A 15,462-nucleotide genomic window follows, 5' to 3' on the forward strand; every position below is an offset into this window, starting at 1 on the left:
CCCATAGGGGAGAGGGTGAAAGGCATCCAGTGGTTATCATTACGTTCGTCCCCCAAATCCAGCACCGAACAGTCCCCTCTCCCCTTTGGGGAGAGGGTTAGGGTGAGGGGTGTGGGGTGCATTTTGTTATTTACTGTCAGACTTGTATTCGTACTCGTAATAGCCGTAATCCTGATACCCGGTCGCGCGGCGGAAGATGGAGTTCAGAATGACCCCCTTCACCTCAATACCGTTCTGCTCAAAGCGGCTCAGGCTGGTTTCCACTTCCTTCAGGGTGTTCACCGCATAGCGTGCGACCATCAGCGTGGTGCCCGCATGACGCCCTACCACGGCGGCGTCGGTAACCGCCAGAATTGGTGGGGTATCGATCAGCACCAGGTCGTAGTTTTTGCTCGCCCACTCAATCAGCTGCGTGAAGCGCTCGCTCATCAGCAGTTCAGACGGGTTCGGCGGCACCTGGCCACGCGGGATCAGGTCAAATTTCGGAATCGACGTCGGCTTGGCGCTCTCGCTGATTTCCCCTTTACCGAGCAGGATTTCCGACAGTCCGTTAACGTTGTTGGTCCCCAGCAGCTCGTGGGTGTAGCCCTTACGCATGTCGCAGTCGATCAGCAGCACGCGCTTGTTGGTCTGGCTCACCACCGCCGCCAGGTTGGCGCAGACGAAGGTTTTACCGATTGATGGGCTAACGCCGGTCATCATCAGGACGTTGTTTTTGGCCTGCATCATGGCGAAGTGGAGGCTGGTACGCAGGCTGCGCACCGCTTCAATCGCCAGGTCAGTCGGGTTACCCACGGCCAGCAGCTGGCTCTGTTTGTAACGCTTGACGCCCTTAACGGTTTTGACGCTGTCACGGGACTTCTGCCACTCGGAGAGCGGGATGCTGGCGTACACGCTGATCCCGTTCTCTTCCAGTACCTGCGGGCTTTCGATACCGCGGTTGAACAGCGAGCGCAGCAGCACGCCGACAATGGAAAGCATCAGGCCGAGAATAATACTGCCGAGAATAATCAGCGCCTTCTTCGGCTTCAGCACGCCCGGCTGGGTAATCGCCGGGTCAACGATACGCACGTCGCCGACGGTGCTGGCTTCGGTGATTTTCAGCTCCTGCTGTTTGTTCAGCAGCTGCATGTAAACCTGCTGGCCGGATTCCACATCACGCGTCAGGCGTACAATTTCCTGCTGCGTCTTCGGCATCGCGGTTACGCGGTCATTCAGCTTCGCCTTCTCTTCTTCCAGGGTACGACGTTTCTCCAGCAAAGTGCGGTACGCCGGGTGACGTTTGGTATAGAGCTTGGAAATCTCCGCCTCTTTGAAGGTCAGCTCGTTCAGCTGCGCATCAATATTCACCATGGAGTCGAGAACCGATTTCGCCTCCAGCGGCAGATCGACGGAATCTTTGTCCTGACGGTACGCGTTCAGCTTGTTCTCAGCGTCATCCAGACGGGCGCGCACCTCCGGCAGCTGTTTACTGAGGAACGCCAGGCTTTTTGCGGCTTCCGCTGACTTGCGCTCTACGTTCTGCTCAAGATAGTTGCGGGTGATGCTATTAAGGATGTCGCGGATTTGATCCTTGTCTTCACCGGTGAAGGTCATGCTCAGAACGCCGGTATCCTTGCCGTTTTCGGTGACGGTCAGGTTGTTTTGCAGGTTGTTGATCATCCCGAGCGTCGAGAATTTGGTGACCGTAAACTCCCCGCCCTCATGCGCCTGAATTGCGCTGACCTTGATGCTGACGCCCTCTTTAGTCAGCATCTGCCCCACCTCGCCGCGTGCGCTGAAGCCCGCGTCGCTGGTCAGCTGATACTGTTTTGGTCCCAGCACGGTCAGGGTAAAGGTTTGGTCCCCTGCCCCTTTTGGGATCACGAAGTCGGTCACTTTTACCGTATCGTTACTGCGCCCCATCAGGCGATCCCAGCCTGCGCCAAACACCGGGAAGGTGTTTTTGGTGACCGCGATATCCAGCCCCAGATCGTGAACCGTTTTGCCCAGTACCAGGCGCGACTGGATCAGCTGAATTTCGGCTTCCGATGCCGGCGGCTTGTTGGCCAGCGCCGAACCGATATCCTGAACCAGCGAATTACCGGTATTTTGTTCGATCTGCACCAGCGCGTCGGCGCTGTAAATAGGCGTCGCGAACAGCGTATAAACGATCGCCGCCACGGCAAAGATGGCGGTAATACCCAGCACCCACCATTTCGCTTCAATAACGGTCCCGACCAGGCGACCGATATCGATTTCATCACTGCCCGACGTCGGGGCGGCAGAAGGTCTTGTTTTTTCTGTCATTGTTATCCCTGCTGAGCTTTCAGTGCCTGCGCCCACTGACGGGCAGACTGGTCTAGTAAGGTGTATACCGCCTCAAAGGCCTCGCGGCTCTTGCGATACGGATCGGGAATTTCGCGCTCACCATCCCAGTGACCAAACAGCATCACCTTGCCGCGCATCTCCGGTGCGATATCGCACAGCGCGTGAATGTGGCGTTTTTCCATCGCGAGGATCAGGTCATATTCCCGGCACATCCGGCCAGAGACCTGACGGGCAACGTGCCCGTCGAGTGAGAGGTTATGCTCAAGGGCAACGCTTGCGGCACGTTCGTCGGCACCTTTTCCGACCAGCGCGCCCAGCCCTGCGGAGTCGACCGTTAACGCAGGCTGGTAATTTTTCAACAGCCTTTCAGCCGTGGGGGAACGGCAAATGTTCCCCACGCACACCACCAGAATTTTGTTAAACATCGCGGCTTACCAGTTATGAACGTCGCTCGCCGTATCCGTCATGTAGCGAACGCCACTGATGGTAGGCAGCAACTGGTTGATCAGACGGTTCCAGCGGGCAACCGGCGCGGTGGTGACATAGACCACATCGTACGGCTGGAGACGGAACGACGTTGCCATGACCAGCGACGTCGCGTCGGACATATCCAGCTGGTAGATGTTGGCAATCTTGCCCTTCGCGTTCTCGCCTTTGATAGGACGGATCACGAAGATACCGCTGGCGTTGGAGGCGGTCAGGTCGATGCCTTCCGCATTGCCCAGCGCTTCGGTCAGGGTCATACCGCTGAAGTCCATCTTGAGGGTGCTCTGTTTCTTCACTTCACCCATCACGAACACTTTCAGATCGTCATTGCGCGGCACGTACAGAATGTCGCCCGGATAGAGGAGGCGGTTCTGGGTCAGGTCACCGTTTTGCATCAGCGCCTGAAGCGAAATGCGCTGCTCTTTGCCGTTGTGGGTTAGCACCACGTTGCGCCAGTCAGCGCCGTCGGTTAAGCCGCCTGCGGCATTGATCGCATCGAGAACGGTGAGCGGGACGTTAGTGATGGCCTGCTGGCCGGATTTATTGACCTGGCCAGAGATATAGGCTTTCTGGGATCGGAACGCGGCGATATTAACGTCCACCTGCGGGTCAGCAATGTACTGCGCCAGGCGGCCGGTAATATCACTACGGATCTCAGCAAGCGTTTTACCCGCGACGTGCACTTTGCCAATGTAGGGATAGAACATGGTGCCATCGGACTGTACCCAGTTACCGGTGTCGCTTGAGCTACGGTACTGGCCCGCAGGCGTGGTCAGCTCCGGGTGATCCCAGACGGTCACGTTAATGACGTCACCCGGACCCACGCGATACTGGTAAGAGGCAATTTCCTGGTCCAAGGACATATTTGGCTGAGCAACATTTGGACGTGGGCGTAATTGTTCCACCAGACGTGGGGTTAATGGATACACATTCACCATTTTGTCGAGATCAAAATCAGCATCCTGCTGTTTAATCACATCCTTGCCCATTGTCGACATATTGCTGCCGGGAAAGACCGTGCAACCACTCATCAAGGTCACAGACACCAATAATGGCATCAATTTCATTTTGGATTTCATCATTGATTATTTATCACTTTGGCAGAGTAATTATCCTGTGCAATTAAAATAAGCGCGGGTCGTGGTGACAATCAGAATGCAGTTAATCATTTAGCAATATAACTGGCATCAGTCCTAAAAAAAGCTTATTCATCCATTGGCTATTGACAGAATAATTGAGGCTGATTCACACGCTTTCAGGCACGCTACCGCCCTTGGCTTTCAGTTACCAATCCACTGACTAAACAATGCGTTATGGTTAGACACCCTCTTGGATAAGGCCTTTTGCGAAATATATCAAACGCCTCACAGGGGCGATTGATAATGTATAACCTTCACCAAAGACCGAAACAAAAATAGCAACAAGGAGTTTTAACATTTGATGCTGGAAGAATTGTTGCAGCTAACCTAATAGCAGGCAAGGAGACAACCGTCCTAATATTCGTTTTTAAGATTAATATTAAGAGCAAAGTTTTAAGGTTTTCGGATTTTCTTTATATTGACAAAATAGATCGCCGGACCATTTATTGCGATATTTCCTAAATAACGACTTCTGTAATTAAATCTTCGCAATTAACTTATTTACACCGCCCGGCAAATGGGGTTTACCTGAGTGTAGCATTAAGAGAAATCTCACCCCGGCATTGCAATTTCCGTCGGCTTTATCCATGATCGAAGTGTGACATTAGTCATATAACAGAAGGTATTGCATTTACTATGGAATGGATTGCCGATCCATCAATCTGGGCCGGGCTGGTGACGCTGGTCGTCATCGAATTAGTGCTCGGCATTGATAACCTGGTGTTTATCGCCATCCTTGCCGATAAATTACCCCCTTCACAACGCGACCGCGCCCGCGTGACGGGTCTTCTGCTCGCCATGGTGATGCGTCTGCTGTTACTGGCCTCAATCTCGTGGCTGGTGACGCTGACCAAACCCTTATTCAGCGTGCAGGGTCTGAGCTTTAGCGCCCGCGACCTGATCATGCTTTTCGGCGGATTGTTCCTGCTGTTCAAAGCCACGGTTGAGCTTAATGAGCGGCTGGAAGGAAAAGACAGTGAAAACCCCACCCAGCGACGCGGCGCTAAATTCTGGCCGGTGGTCGCACAGATAGTGGTGCTGGATGCCGTCTTTTCTCTCGACTCCGTGATCACGGCCGTCGGGATGGTTGACCATCTGGCGGTGATGATGGCCGCCGTGATCATCGCCATCACCCTGATGGTGCTCGCCAGTAAAGCCCTGACGCGCTTCGTGAACAGTCACCCGACTATCGTCATCCTCTGTCTGAGCTTCCTGCTGATGATTGGCTTTAGCCTGGTAGCGGATGGTTTTGGCTTCCATATCCCGAAAGGGTATCTGTACGCCGCCATTGGTTTCTCGGTGCTGATTGAGTTTCTCAACCAACTGGCCATTTTCAACCGTCGCCGTTTTCTTTCCGCGAACCAGACATTACGTCAGCGCACCGCAGATACGGTGATGCGCCTGCTGAGCGGCAAAAAAGAGGATGCCGAGCTGGATGCTGAATCCGCGGCGATGCTTGCCGACCACAGCGACGGGCAGATCTTCAACCCGCAGGAACGCCGGATGATAGAGCGCGTGCTTAACCTCAACCAGCGCACAGTGAGCAGTATAATGACCTCCCGCCATGACATTGAGCATATTGACCTGACGGCGCCGGAAGAGCAGATCCGTGCCCTGCTGGATAAAAACCAGCACACCCGCGTGGTCGTGACCGGCGGTGAAGAGGAAGAAGAGCTGCTGGGCGTGGTACACGTGATTGACCTGCTGCAACAGCAGCTTCACGGCGAGCCGCTCAACCTGCGCGCGCTGGTGCGCCAGCCGCTGGTCTTCCCGGAAGCGCTGCCGCTGCTCTCCGCGCTGGAGCAGTTCCGCAACGCGCGCACCCACTTCGCGTTTGTCGTTGATGAGTTTGGTTCTGTGGAAGGGCTGGTGACGCTCAGCGACGTGATGGAAACCATCGCCGGTAATCTGCCTAATGAGGTGGATGAGATCGATGCGCGCCACGATATTCAGAAAAACGCCGACGGCAGCTGGACCGCCAACGGCCACATGCCGCTCGAAGATCTGGTGCAGTTCGTTCCGCTTCCGCTGGACGAGAAGCGCGAATATCACACCATCGCCGGTTTGCTGATGGAAAATCTGCAACGTATTCCGCAGCCGGGGGAAGAGGTTCAGGTGGGGGATTACATGCTCAAAACCTTGCAGGTTGAGAGCCATCGCGTGCAGAAGGTGCAGCTGATACCGCTGCGCGGTGAAGATGAGATGGATTTTGAGGTGTAGGTAAAAAGCAAAACGGCAACCTCGTTGCCGTTTTTAGTGTTTGCTCCCTCTCCCCGTCGGAGAGGGCCGGGGTGAGGGCATCAGGCCGTACATGCCACCCGGCACAACAGGCATCACAGCTTATCGAGCAGTTTTTTCACGTCCTTACCTGACTGAGTCTCTTTATTGCGGTCCGCCCAGTCATTCAGCCGACGTTTCGCTTCATCCTGAAGGTGCTTACGCAGGATCTGATCGACCTGCAAACTGTAATTCAGCGCCTGCCATTTTCCGTAAACGCGCAGCGGTATCGGCGTCTCTTTCAGGAACTCTACAAGCTGGCCTTCGCCTTCCCAGCCAGCCTTCACGCGGACGTTGAAGCGGGTGTCTGCCGTCTCTTTCACCAGATCCAGCGCGCCGGTTCCGGTCAGCGCCAGCAGTGACGAAGTGCCCTGCATGTCGTCCAGCGAGAGCTGACCGTTGTCGAGGGCAAGCTCACTGGTAAAGCTGTCGAGACGGGTTGCGCTGTCGTAGTTTTCATTCGCTTTCACGCTGCTGCTGCGCTCTACCGCCTGCTGCACCAGCTGCTGGAAGTTCAGCCCTTCCATGCGCGTATCTTTCAGCTCAACGTGCGCCTGCCCCTGCCAGCTACGACGGAAGGCATCCGCATCAATCTTCGTGCCAGAGAAATCCCCTGCCAGCGACAGCTGCCCCGTGAGGGCAATTGGGTAATTAAAGGCTTTCAGGATGGTGCCAATTTCAACGTTTTCCAGACGCGGCTGGAACGCGGCGCTGGCAACGTCTTTGCGTACATCCAGCGTGCCCGGCAGCGAGAGGTTCCCTGCTCCCATTTTTCCGCTGAGCTCGGAGATGACCAGCAGGCCGTTGTGGTTGAACATCTGGCTGCTGACGTCGGTAAAATCAATTCCACGCCAGCGCACGCTGTTCGCTTTCAGCAGAATGTCGGCGGTAAATCCGCGCAGGCCGTTGTAGTCAGGCAGATCGAGATTTGAGGAGATCACCGGACGCGACTGCGTGGCCTGGCTTTGCCCTACCTGCGTGGCTCCCTCATCGGTCGCGTTCACCGGTTGGAGCGGAAGCAAGTTCTCGAGATTCAGCTTGTCGAATTGCAGATCCAGCACCCACTTAGGTTTCTCATCAAGCGTGACGCTCGCCTGCCCCTTCAGGGAACTGTCGTTGGCCTGGAGGTTGAGCGCGTTCAGTTCGAGCTGTTTGCGCTCTTCATGCCACACCGCCTGCATCGTGCCTTGGCCGGCAATCCCCTTCGCGGGTAAATCCGCGCCGGTCAGCTGCCAGTTGAGCTGCTGAACGTCCGCCGTCAGCTGGTGCGGATAGTCAGAAGCGTTCACGTTTGCGTTCATCGACAGGTTGAGATCGCGCTGATTGCGGTTGATCCGCCCGGAGAACTCCATGGTGGCGTGATGATTGGCGTCCTGCTCCATCCTGAGATTGATATTGCGTACGGTGATCTGTTCGTCATCCTCATGCTGGAAAACCAGCACGCTGTCAGCAACTTTCAGATTACCAATATCGAACGACCAGCCGGTATCAGAGGGGACGTCAGGCAAGGTGTTTTCACGCGGTGCGACCGGCGCATCCGCCTGACGAACGGCTTCGGTTTGCGGCGTAAGCTGAATCACCGCCCCTTTCAGCATCACCTGTTCAACCTGGAGCTGATGGGATAAGAGCGGGATGAGCGCAACATCAAGACGCATGTTATCCGCCGTCACCAGCGGCTGCGCGGCGCCCGGCGCGGTGAGCGACATACGTCCGGAGAGAATGCTGAGCTGCGGCCAGACGTGCCAGCGCAGGGGCCCGTCCAGCTTGAGTTCATACCCGCTGCGCGCTTCCACCTGCCGCACCATGTAGGCCCGGAAGTCATTCGGGTTAACCAGCAGCACCAACGCTGAAAGGCCAGCCACCAGCACCACCAGCAAAATCATCAGCGTTGTCAGAACTCTTCTCATGGCTTCCTCAGTGAACTCACAGATCAGTCTTTATCGATACGACTGGCAACCGCACCCTGCTGGTCGCGATATTTTGCGTCCTGACGGCGGTTATAAGGACGGTCTGCCGGGCCGGTCAGCGGTTCGAAGCTCAACGCACCAATCATCATTCCCGGACGAAGCGCCAGCGGCAGTTTACCGGCGTTAAAGAACTCCAGCACGATACGGCCCGACCAGCCCGGATCGATACGGTGCGCGGTGACGTGCACCATCAGGCCCAGACGCGCCAGGGAAGAGCGTCCGTCAAGCCAGCCGACCAGATCCGCAGGCAGCGTGACCGATTCAAAGGTCACCGCCAGCGCCAGTTCGCCAGGATGGAGATAAAACGCCTCTCCTTCGTCGATGACGATTTCGTCGCTCATGACGCGATCCAGCGCCGCGCTGACTTCGTCTTTCGGCCCGCTGAGGTCGATAAACGGTGCCGTGTGGCCGCTGAAGGTGCGGAATTTATTCCCCAGACGCACATCGACGGTCACGCCGTTAATACGCTCAACCGGCGGACGCGGGGTGATAGACAGGCGGCCTTCATCCAGCCAGGCTTCTATATCGCGGTCACAAAGACGCATGGCACTTTCTCCTTTCGTGCATCGCGCCCTGAAGCCTTACGGCGTCAGGGCAAAACCAGGTTATCTCTGAACGGTACACAATTCACACGGCTTATTCAAAAAACTGACTGATTTTCGCTTTTAAGATATCAATGGCAATACGGTTTTTACCGCCACGAGGCACGATAATATCGGCGTATTGTTTCGAAGGCTCAATAAATTGCAGGAACATCGGGCGAACGGTTTTCTGATATTGCGCCATCACCGAGTCCATGGAGCGGCCGCGTTCGTTAACGTCGCGTTTGATACGCCGCATCAGGCAGATATCCAGCGGGGTGTCGACGAAAATCGAGAAGTTCATTGATTCGCGCAGACGGGCGTCGGTGAGCAGCAAAATCCCTTCAAGGATAATCACCTTCTTGGGCTCGATACGGATCGTTTCCTGGGTGCGGGTATGTTCCACGTAGCTGTAGACGGGCAGCTCAATTGCCTCGCCGCGCTTTAGCGCTTCCAGATGCTGGAACAGCAGGCTGTGATCCATCGCACTGGGGTGGTCGTAGTTGGTTTTTACGCGCTCTTCCATCGAAAGATGGGATTGATCTTTGTAATAGCTATCTTCGGGAATAACACCGATATGCTCATCACCCACTTGTTCACGTAGTTCGCGATAAAGCGTACTGGCAATAAGACTTTTACCTGAAGCCGATGCGCCGGCGATGCCTATGATGACGCACTGATGAGACTTATCAGTCATAAATTTAGCGACCTGATTAACCTGGATGTAAGGAAGGACGACGCCGGAGCGTCAAACGCGGCAATTATAGGGATTTCGGGGGCGTGATACCAGTCGAATGCGCAGGTTATGCGAGGCGGGCTGAAAAGCGCCGTTTCACGCCTTTAGCGAAATTTTTACGCGCGGATTTTCACCATTTCATCACCATTCTTCGCAGAGTAACTATTTTATAAGTCTATGAAGTCAAAATCTGAGCACTCGGCATATGAATTGTAAAATGTTTGTACTAGCATAAACCAAATTATTAATTTCACGCGTCCGGACCTGGCTCCTGACAACATGGCGTCCCTGGATAGAGCGGTAATGAATAAACAATACCAGCGGGTTTTGGTTACTACCCCACATCCTTTACTGCGGCTTGTCTGTCTGGGTCTGGTCACGTTCATCTTCACCTTATTTTCCCTCGAGCTGACTCGCTTCGGTACGCTGCTGGCGCCATTGTGGTTCCCGACTTCAATAATGATGGTAGCGTTTTACCGCCACGCGGGAAAAATGTGGCCCGGCATTGCCCTCGCCTGCTCTTTTGGCAATATCTTTGCCTCGTGGATGCTCTTCTCATGGGAATCGCTCAACATCACCTACACGGCGATCAATATCATTGAGGCCACGGTTGGCGCGCTGTTACTGCGTAAACTGCTCCCCTGGTATAATCCGCTGCAAAACCTCAACGACTGGGTCCGGCTTGCCCTCGGCAGTGCCCTTGTGCCGCCGCTGGTGGGGGGCGTTCTGGTTCATTTTCTGGTGCCGAGCGCGGAGCCGCTGCGTAATTTCCTTGTCTGGGTACTTTCAGAGGCCATTGGCGCGCTGGCGCTGGTGCCTTTAGGTCTGCTGTTTAAACCGCATTACCTGCTGCGCCACCGCAATCCGAAACTGCTGCTGGAAACGCTGGTGACCCTGGTCGTTACGCTGGTTCTTTGCTGGACGGCAATCACCTGGCTGCCGTGGCCATTCACCTGCATCATCGTTCTGCTGATGTGGAGCGCGGTTCGTCTGCCGCGTATGGAAGCGTTCCTGATATTTTTATTCACCATCATGATGGTGTCCCTGATGATGGCGCGAAATCCGCTCTCCATGACGCCCTCCTCCATGATCGTCACCTTCAACGCGCCGTGGCTCCCCTTCCTGATGATGCTGCTCCCCGCCAATATTATGACGATGGTGATGTATGCCTTCCGGGCCGAGCGTAAACATATTACGGAAAGCGAAGAACGTTTTCGTAATGCGATGGAATATTCCGCGATTGGTATGGCGCTGGTGGGCATTGAGGGCCAGTGGCTCCAGGCCAACAAGGCGCTGTGCAATTTTCTCGGTTACAGCCAGTCTGAACTCCAGTCGCTCACGTTTCAGCAGTTAACCTGGCCAGAAGATTTAAATACCGACCTGGAGCAGTTGGGACAGCTGATTAACGGGGAGATCAATAGCTACAGCCTCGAAAAACGCTACTACACTCGCAGCGGAGAGGTGGTGTGGGCGCTGCTGGCCGTCTCCGTTGTGCGCCATGCCGACGGCACCCCGCTCTACTTTATTGCCCAGATTGAAGATATCAACGACCTGAAACAGACCGAGTGGGTCAATAAGCGTCTGATGGAGCGTATCACCCTCGCGAACGAAGCCGGTGGCATCGGGATATGGGAGTGGGATCTCGAGCCGGACGTGATCAGCTGGGATAAGCGGATGTTTGAGCTGTACGAGATCCCCCCGCACATTAAACCCACCTGGCAGCTCTGGCATGCGGCCATGGTGCCTGAAGATCGCACCCACGCCGAACAGGTGCTGCGAGAATCCCTTCAGGCCAGGGTGCCTTTCAAGCTGGAATTTCGCATTCGCGTCAAGGATGGCATCCGCCACATTCGTTCGCTGGCGAACCGGGTACTGAACAAACAGGGCGAAGTGGAGCGGCTGTTAGGGATCAACATGGATATGACCGAGGTGAAGCAGCTGAACGAGGCGCTGTTCCAGGAAAAAGAGCGCCTGCATATCACCCTCGACTCCATCGGCGAAGCGGTGCTGTGCACCGATATCGACATGAACATCACCTTTATGAACCCGGTCGCCGAGAAGATGAGCGGCTGGTCGCAAAGCGAAGCGCTGGGTCAGCCCGTTCTGAAGGTGCTGCACATTACCTTTGGCGAGAACGGTCCGTTAATGGAAAACATCCACAGCGGCGATATGTCCCGTACCGATATCGAACAGGACGTGGTGCTTAACTGCCGCAATGGCGGCAGTTTCGACATTCATTACAGCATTACCCCCCTCAGCACTCTGGAAGGTAACACCATCGGCTCGGTGCTGGTGATTCAGGACGTGACCGAGTCGCGCAAAATGCTGCGCCAGCTGAGTTACAGCGCCTCACATGACGCCCTGACTCACCTGGCGAACCGCGTCAGCTTTGAAAACCATCTGAAGCGTCTGTTGCAGACAGTACAGGAGACCCATCAGCATCACGCGCTGGTCTTTATCGATCTTGACCGTTTTAAGGCGGTGAACGATACGGCAGGCCACGCGGCGGGCGACGCGCTCCTGCGCGAACTCTCTTCGCTGATGCTGACCATGCTGCGCTCCAGCGACGTGCTGGCGCGTCTGGGCGGCGACGAGTTTGGCCTGCTGCTGCCGGACTGCAACGTCGAAAGCGCACGCTACATTGCGGGCCGGTTGATCGACGCCATCAACAACTATCATTTTTCCTGGGAAGGACGCCTGCACCGTATTGGTGCCAGTGCGGGGATTACGCTGATTGACGACACCAATTATCTGGCTGCGGAAGTGATGTCTCAGGCCGATATCGCCTGCTACGCCTCGAAAAACAGCGGGCGCGGCGTGGTCACCGTCTACGAACCCCAGCAGGAGAGGATCCACAGCACGCGCAGCATGATGTCGCTGGATGAGCAGTGGCACATGATTAAAGATAACCATCTGCTGATGATCGCCCGCAGCGTCGCCTCGCCGCGCATTCCCGAGAGCAGTAGCTTCTGGCTGATTTCCTTGCGGCTGTGGACCAGCCAGGGGGAAGTGCTGGAAGAGCATGCCTTCCGCGCCGGGCTGGCGGAGCCGGAGCTGCTGCACGCCCTGGACCGACGTATCTTCAGCGAATTCTTCCGTACCTATGCCGCACAGGTGGCGGCCAAAGGAATGGGCGTCGCGCTGCCGCTCTCAGAAGCGGGTTTAGCCAGCGTCACGCTGGTGGATGAGCTGCTCGACCTCATTACCAAAGGTCCGCTGCCGGCGCGGCTGCTGCATCTGGCGATTGCCGCTGATGTGCTGAGCAATACGGATGAAAACGTGCAGCAGGGTCTGCAAAAGCTTCGTCAGGCTGGCTGTCGCGTGGTGCTGACGCGGGTTGGACGCGATATGAACGTCTTCAGCCAGCTCAGCGCCAACACCGCTGATTATCTGCTGCTGGATGCAGACGTGGTGACCAACGTCCACGGCAATCTGATGGACGAGATGATGGTGACCATCATTCAGGGCCATGCCCAGCGTCTGGGCATAAAAACCATTGCCGGGCCATGCCATCAGTCGATCATGATGAATACGCTGTCGGGCATCGGCGTTGACTTTATCTACGGCGACACCATTGGGGAAGCGCAGCCGCTCGATCTACTGCTGAATACCAGCTATTTCGCCATCAACTGACGGCGACCAGCCGTCGGTGTACCAAATATGTAACAGCGCATACGAGCGCCACGGCTGCCAGCGCTCGGCGTAGCGACGGATCTGCGCGGGCGTCATACCGGCAAAGCGCTGTTTAATCAGATAATCATCCGGCAGGAAAACATCCTTCGCCTGCCAGCCGCGCAGGGCCAGATAATTCGCGGTCCAGCGCCCGATGCCGGGGCGCTGCTGTAGCGCCTTCATCCCGTCCTCAACGTTCGCGGGCGGGAACAGCGGGAATTCACCGTCCACCACCGACTGCGCCAGATGAATCAACGACTCCGCACGCTTGAGCGGCATCCCGAGTGCTTTCAACGCCAGCGGATCCACCGCGGCCAGTACCTCTGGCGGAGGAAAGCAGAGGTAGCCCGGCGCGTCCTGGATGGGTTCACCGCACAGCGCCACCACCCGTGACGCCAGTTTAGCCGCCATCGCCACGCTTACCAGTTGTCCAAGAATGGCGCGCACGCCCTGCTCGTAAGCATCCATTGCGCCGGGCAAACGTAACCCCGGCCGCGCCGCGCCGAGATCGCCGAGGGTCTGTGCAATGTGCTGCGGGTCGCAATCGAGGTCAAAAAGGCGGGCGATGCGGTCCAGGCAGATATCCGCCACCGGGATCAGGCCAGGGCTAAGCGACACCGCAAGCGTATGGGTTGCGCTGTCTGGCGTAACCCGGAAAACGCCCTGGTGCCCGGCATAGCCAAAACTGCGCTCGTAGTAATCCTTCGTAACGGTCTCAACCCCCGTGACCGCACGCGCGGCAAGAAAGCCAAACATCCACGACCAGTCGTAAGGCGGTTGCCAGTTCAGGGTGTACATTGTCTCTCCTTTTGTATTTACCTCAGCATAAACCGAAAGATCGCGTTGCGCCTTGCTTTCATATTCCTGTTGTCGCCTGGCAGACATTTCGCTAAAGTCTCGCCCCTTCTCACCGGCATGGGGATTTATTGTGTTTATTGGATTCGACTACGGCACCGCAAACTGCTCGGTTGCGATAATGCAAAACGGACAACCGCAGCTCCTGAAAATGGAAAACGGCAGTACGCTGTTGCCGTCAATGCTCTGTGCGCCGACGCGTGAAGCGGTGAGCGAGTGGCTGTTCCGCCATCATCAGGTTCCTGCTACCGCAGCGGAAACCCAGGCGCTGCTGCGCCGTGCGGTCAGCTTTAACCGCGAGGAAGATATCGACGTTACCCCTTCCAGCGTGCAGTTCGGCCTCTCTTCCCTCGGGCAGTACATTGAAGATCCGGAAGAGGTCTACTTCGTTAAATCGCCGAAATCCTTCCTCGGCGCCAGCGGCCTGAAGCCACAGCAAGTGGCGATGTTTGAAGATCTGGTCTGCGCGATGATGCTGCACATCCGCAATCAGGCGCAGTCCCAGGTGCCGGATGCCATCACCCAGGCGGTGATTGGCCGTCCGATCAACTTCCAGGGGCTGGGCGGCGACGAAGCCAACCAGCAGGCGCAGGGGATCCTTGAGCGTGCAGCGCACCGGGCTGGCTTCCGTGACGTGGTATTCCAGTATGAGCCGGTTGCAGCGGGGCTGGATTTTGAAGCCACGCTGACAGAAGAACAACGGGTGCTGGTAGTGGACATCGGCGGCGGTACGACGGACTGCTCATTACTGCTGATGGGTCCGAAGTGGCATCACCGTCGCGATCGTGAAAACAGTCTGCTGGGGCACAGCGGCTGCCGAGTGGGCGGTAACGATCTGGATATTGCCCTGGCATTCAAGAGCCTGATGCCGCTGCTCGGCATGGGCGGTCAAACCGAGAAAGGCATCGCCCTGCCGATCCTGCCGTGGTGGAACGCGATTGCCATCAACGACGTCCCTGCCCAGAGTGATTTTTACAGCATCGCGAATGGCCGTTTCCTCAACGATCTGGTGCGTGATGCACAGGATGCAGAGAAGGTCGCGCTGCTGTATAAGGTGTGGCGTCAGCGCCTGAGCTACCGCGTGGTGCGCACCGCCGAAGAGAGCAAAATCGCCCTTTCTGATCGTCCTGAGCATGCGGTTTCGCTGCCGTTTATCAGTGACGATCTGGCTACGGCTATCACCCAGGAAGGGCTGGAAATGGCGCTGACTCAGCCGCTTCAGCGTATTCTGGAGCAGGTGCAGCTGGCGCTTGAGAATGGCAAAGTGAAGCCGGACGTGATTTACCTGACCGGCGGTAGCGCCCGTTCGCCGCTGATCAAGAAAGCGCTGGCGGAACAGCTGCCGGGGATCCCGATTGCCGGCGGCGATGACTTTGGCTCCGTTACAGCAGGGCTGGCGCGCTGGGCGCAGGTGGTGTTTAGCTAATGGAGTTGTGCCG

The 15,462-nt window shown here is 56.4% G+C and carries 10 protein-coding genes; 3 read left to right on the forward strand and 7 right to left on the reverse strand.

All coding sequences use genetic code 11. The features are described from left to right. Positions 1–126: 126 nt before the first annotated feature. From wzc to ACOTZD_RS02360, 3 genes are read right to left on the reverse strand one after another with little or no spacing between them, the layout of a single operon-like run. Positions 127–2,289: a tyrosine-protein kinase Wzc gene (wzc, locus tag ACOTZD_RS02350; RefSeq protein ID WP_015572374.1), complete on the reverse strand. Its 2,163-nt coding sequence runs from the start codon at positions 2,287–2,289 to the stop codon at positions 127–129. A 2-nt stretch (positions 2,290–2,291) separates the two neighbouring features. Then, on the reverse strand, positions 2,292–2,735 hold the full coding sequence (wzb, locus tag ACOTZD_RS02355; RefSeq protein ID WP_003862078.1) for a low molecular weight protein-tyrosine-phosphatase Wzb: 444 nt from the start codon (positions 2,733–2,735) through the stop codon (positions 2,292–2,294). A 6-nt stretch (positions 2,736–2,741) separates the two neighbouring features. After that, positions 2,742–3,878 carry a polysaccharide export protein gene (locus ACOTZD_RS02360; protein WP_003862079.1) on the reverse strand — a complete coding sequence of 379 codons (1,137 nt, stop codon included), beginning with the start codon at positions 3,876–3,878 and terminating at the stop codon, positions 2,742–2,744. A gap of 693 nt (positions 3,879–4,571) precedes the next feature. Between ACOTZD_RS02360 and ACOTZD_RS02365 the strand changes: the two genes are divergently transcribed. Next, positions 4,572–6,155 carry a TerC family protein gene (locus tag ACOTZD_RS02365; RefSeq protein WP_023314474.1) on the forward strand — a complete coding sequence of 528 codons (1,584 nt, stop codon included), beginning with the start codon at positions 4,572–4,574 and terminating at the stop codon, positions 6,153–6,155. A 113-nt stretch (positions 6,156–6,268) separates the two neighbouring features. Here ACOTZD_RS02365 and asmA read toward each other — a convergent pair whose 3' ends face one another. From asmA to udk, 3 genes are all read right to left on the reverse strand, one after another. Beyond that, positions 6,269–8,119, reverse strand: coding sequence for an outer membrane assembly protein AsmA (gene asmA / locus ACOTZD_RS02370; protein ID WP_032659393.1), 1,851 nt, complete (start codon positions 8,117–8,119; stop codon positions 6,269–6,271). A gap of 23 nt (positions 8,120–8,142) precedes the next feature. Continuing rightward, on the reverse strand, positions 8,143–8,724 hold the full coding sequence (dcd, locus tag ACOTZD_RS02375; protein ID WP_013097886.1) for a dCTP deaminase: 582 nt from the start codon (positions 8,722–8,724) through the stop codon (positions 8,143–8,145). Positions 8,725–8,815: 91 nt separating this feature from the next. Continuing rightward, a complete protein-coding gene (gene udk, locus ACOTZD_RS02380; RefSeq protein ID WP_000130320.1) occupies positions 8,816–9,457 on the reverse strand; it encodes a uridine kinase in 642 nt (213 codons plus the stop codon). A 342-nt stretch (positions 9,458–9,799) separates the two neighbouring features. Between udk and ACOTZD_RS02385 the strand changes: the two genes are divergently transcribed. Then, positions 9,800–13,129 carry a diguanylate cyclase gene (locus ACOTZD_RS02385; RefSeq protein WP_174402444.1) on the forward strand — a complete coding sequence of 1,110 codons (3,330 nt, stop codon included), beginning with the start codon at positions 9,800–9,802 and terminating at the stop codon, positions 13,127–13,129. Here the strand turns inward: ACOTZD_RS02385 and alkA are convergent. Next, positions 13,094–13,966 carry a DNA-3-methyladenine glycosylase 2 gene (alkA, locus tag ACOTZD_RS02390; protein ID WP_047055230.1) on the reverse strand — a complete coding sequence of 291 codons (873 nt, stop codon included), beginning with the start codon at positions 13,964–13,966 and terminating at the stop codon, positions 13,094–13,096. The genes ACOTZD_RS02385 and alkA overlap by 36 nt on opposite strands. Positions 13,967–14,096: 130 nt before the next feature. On the opposite strand from alkA, the gene yegD reads away from it, so the two are divergent. Beyond that, the gene (yegD, locus tag ACOTZD_RS02395) at positions 14,097–15,449 is read left to right on the forward strand and encodes a molecular chaperone (protein ID WP_045350255.1); all 1,353 of its coding nucleotides are present in this window, start codon (positions 14,097–14,099) and stop codon (positions 15,447–15,449) included. Positions 15,450–15,462: the final 13 nt, after the last annotated feature.

Origin of the sequence: Enterobacter cloacae complex sp. SHL022 (assembly GCF_049237785.1) — a bacterium.
GTDB lineage: Bacteria > Pseudomonadota > Gammaproteobacteria > Enterobacterales > Enterobacteriaceae > Enterobacter > Enterobacter hormaechei_C.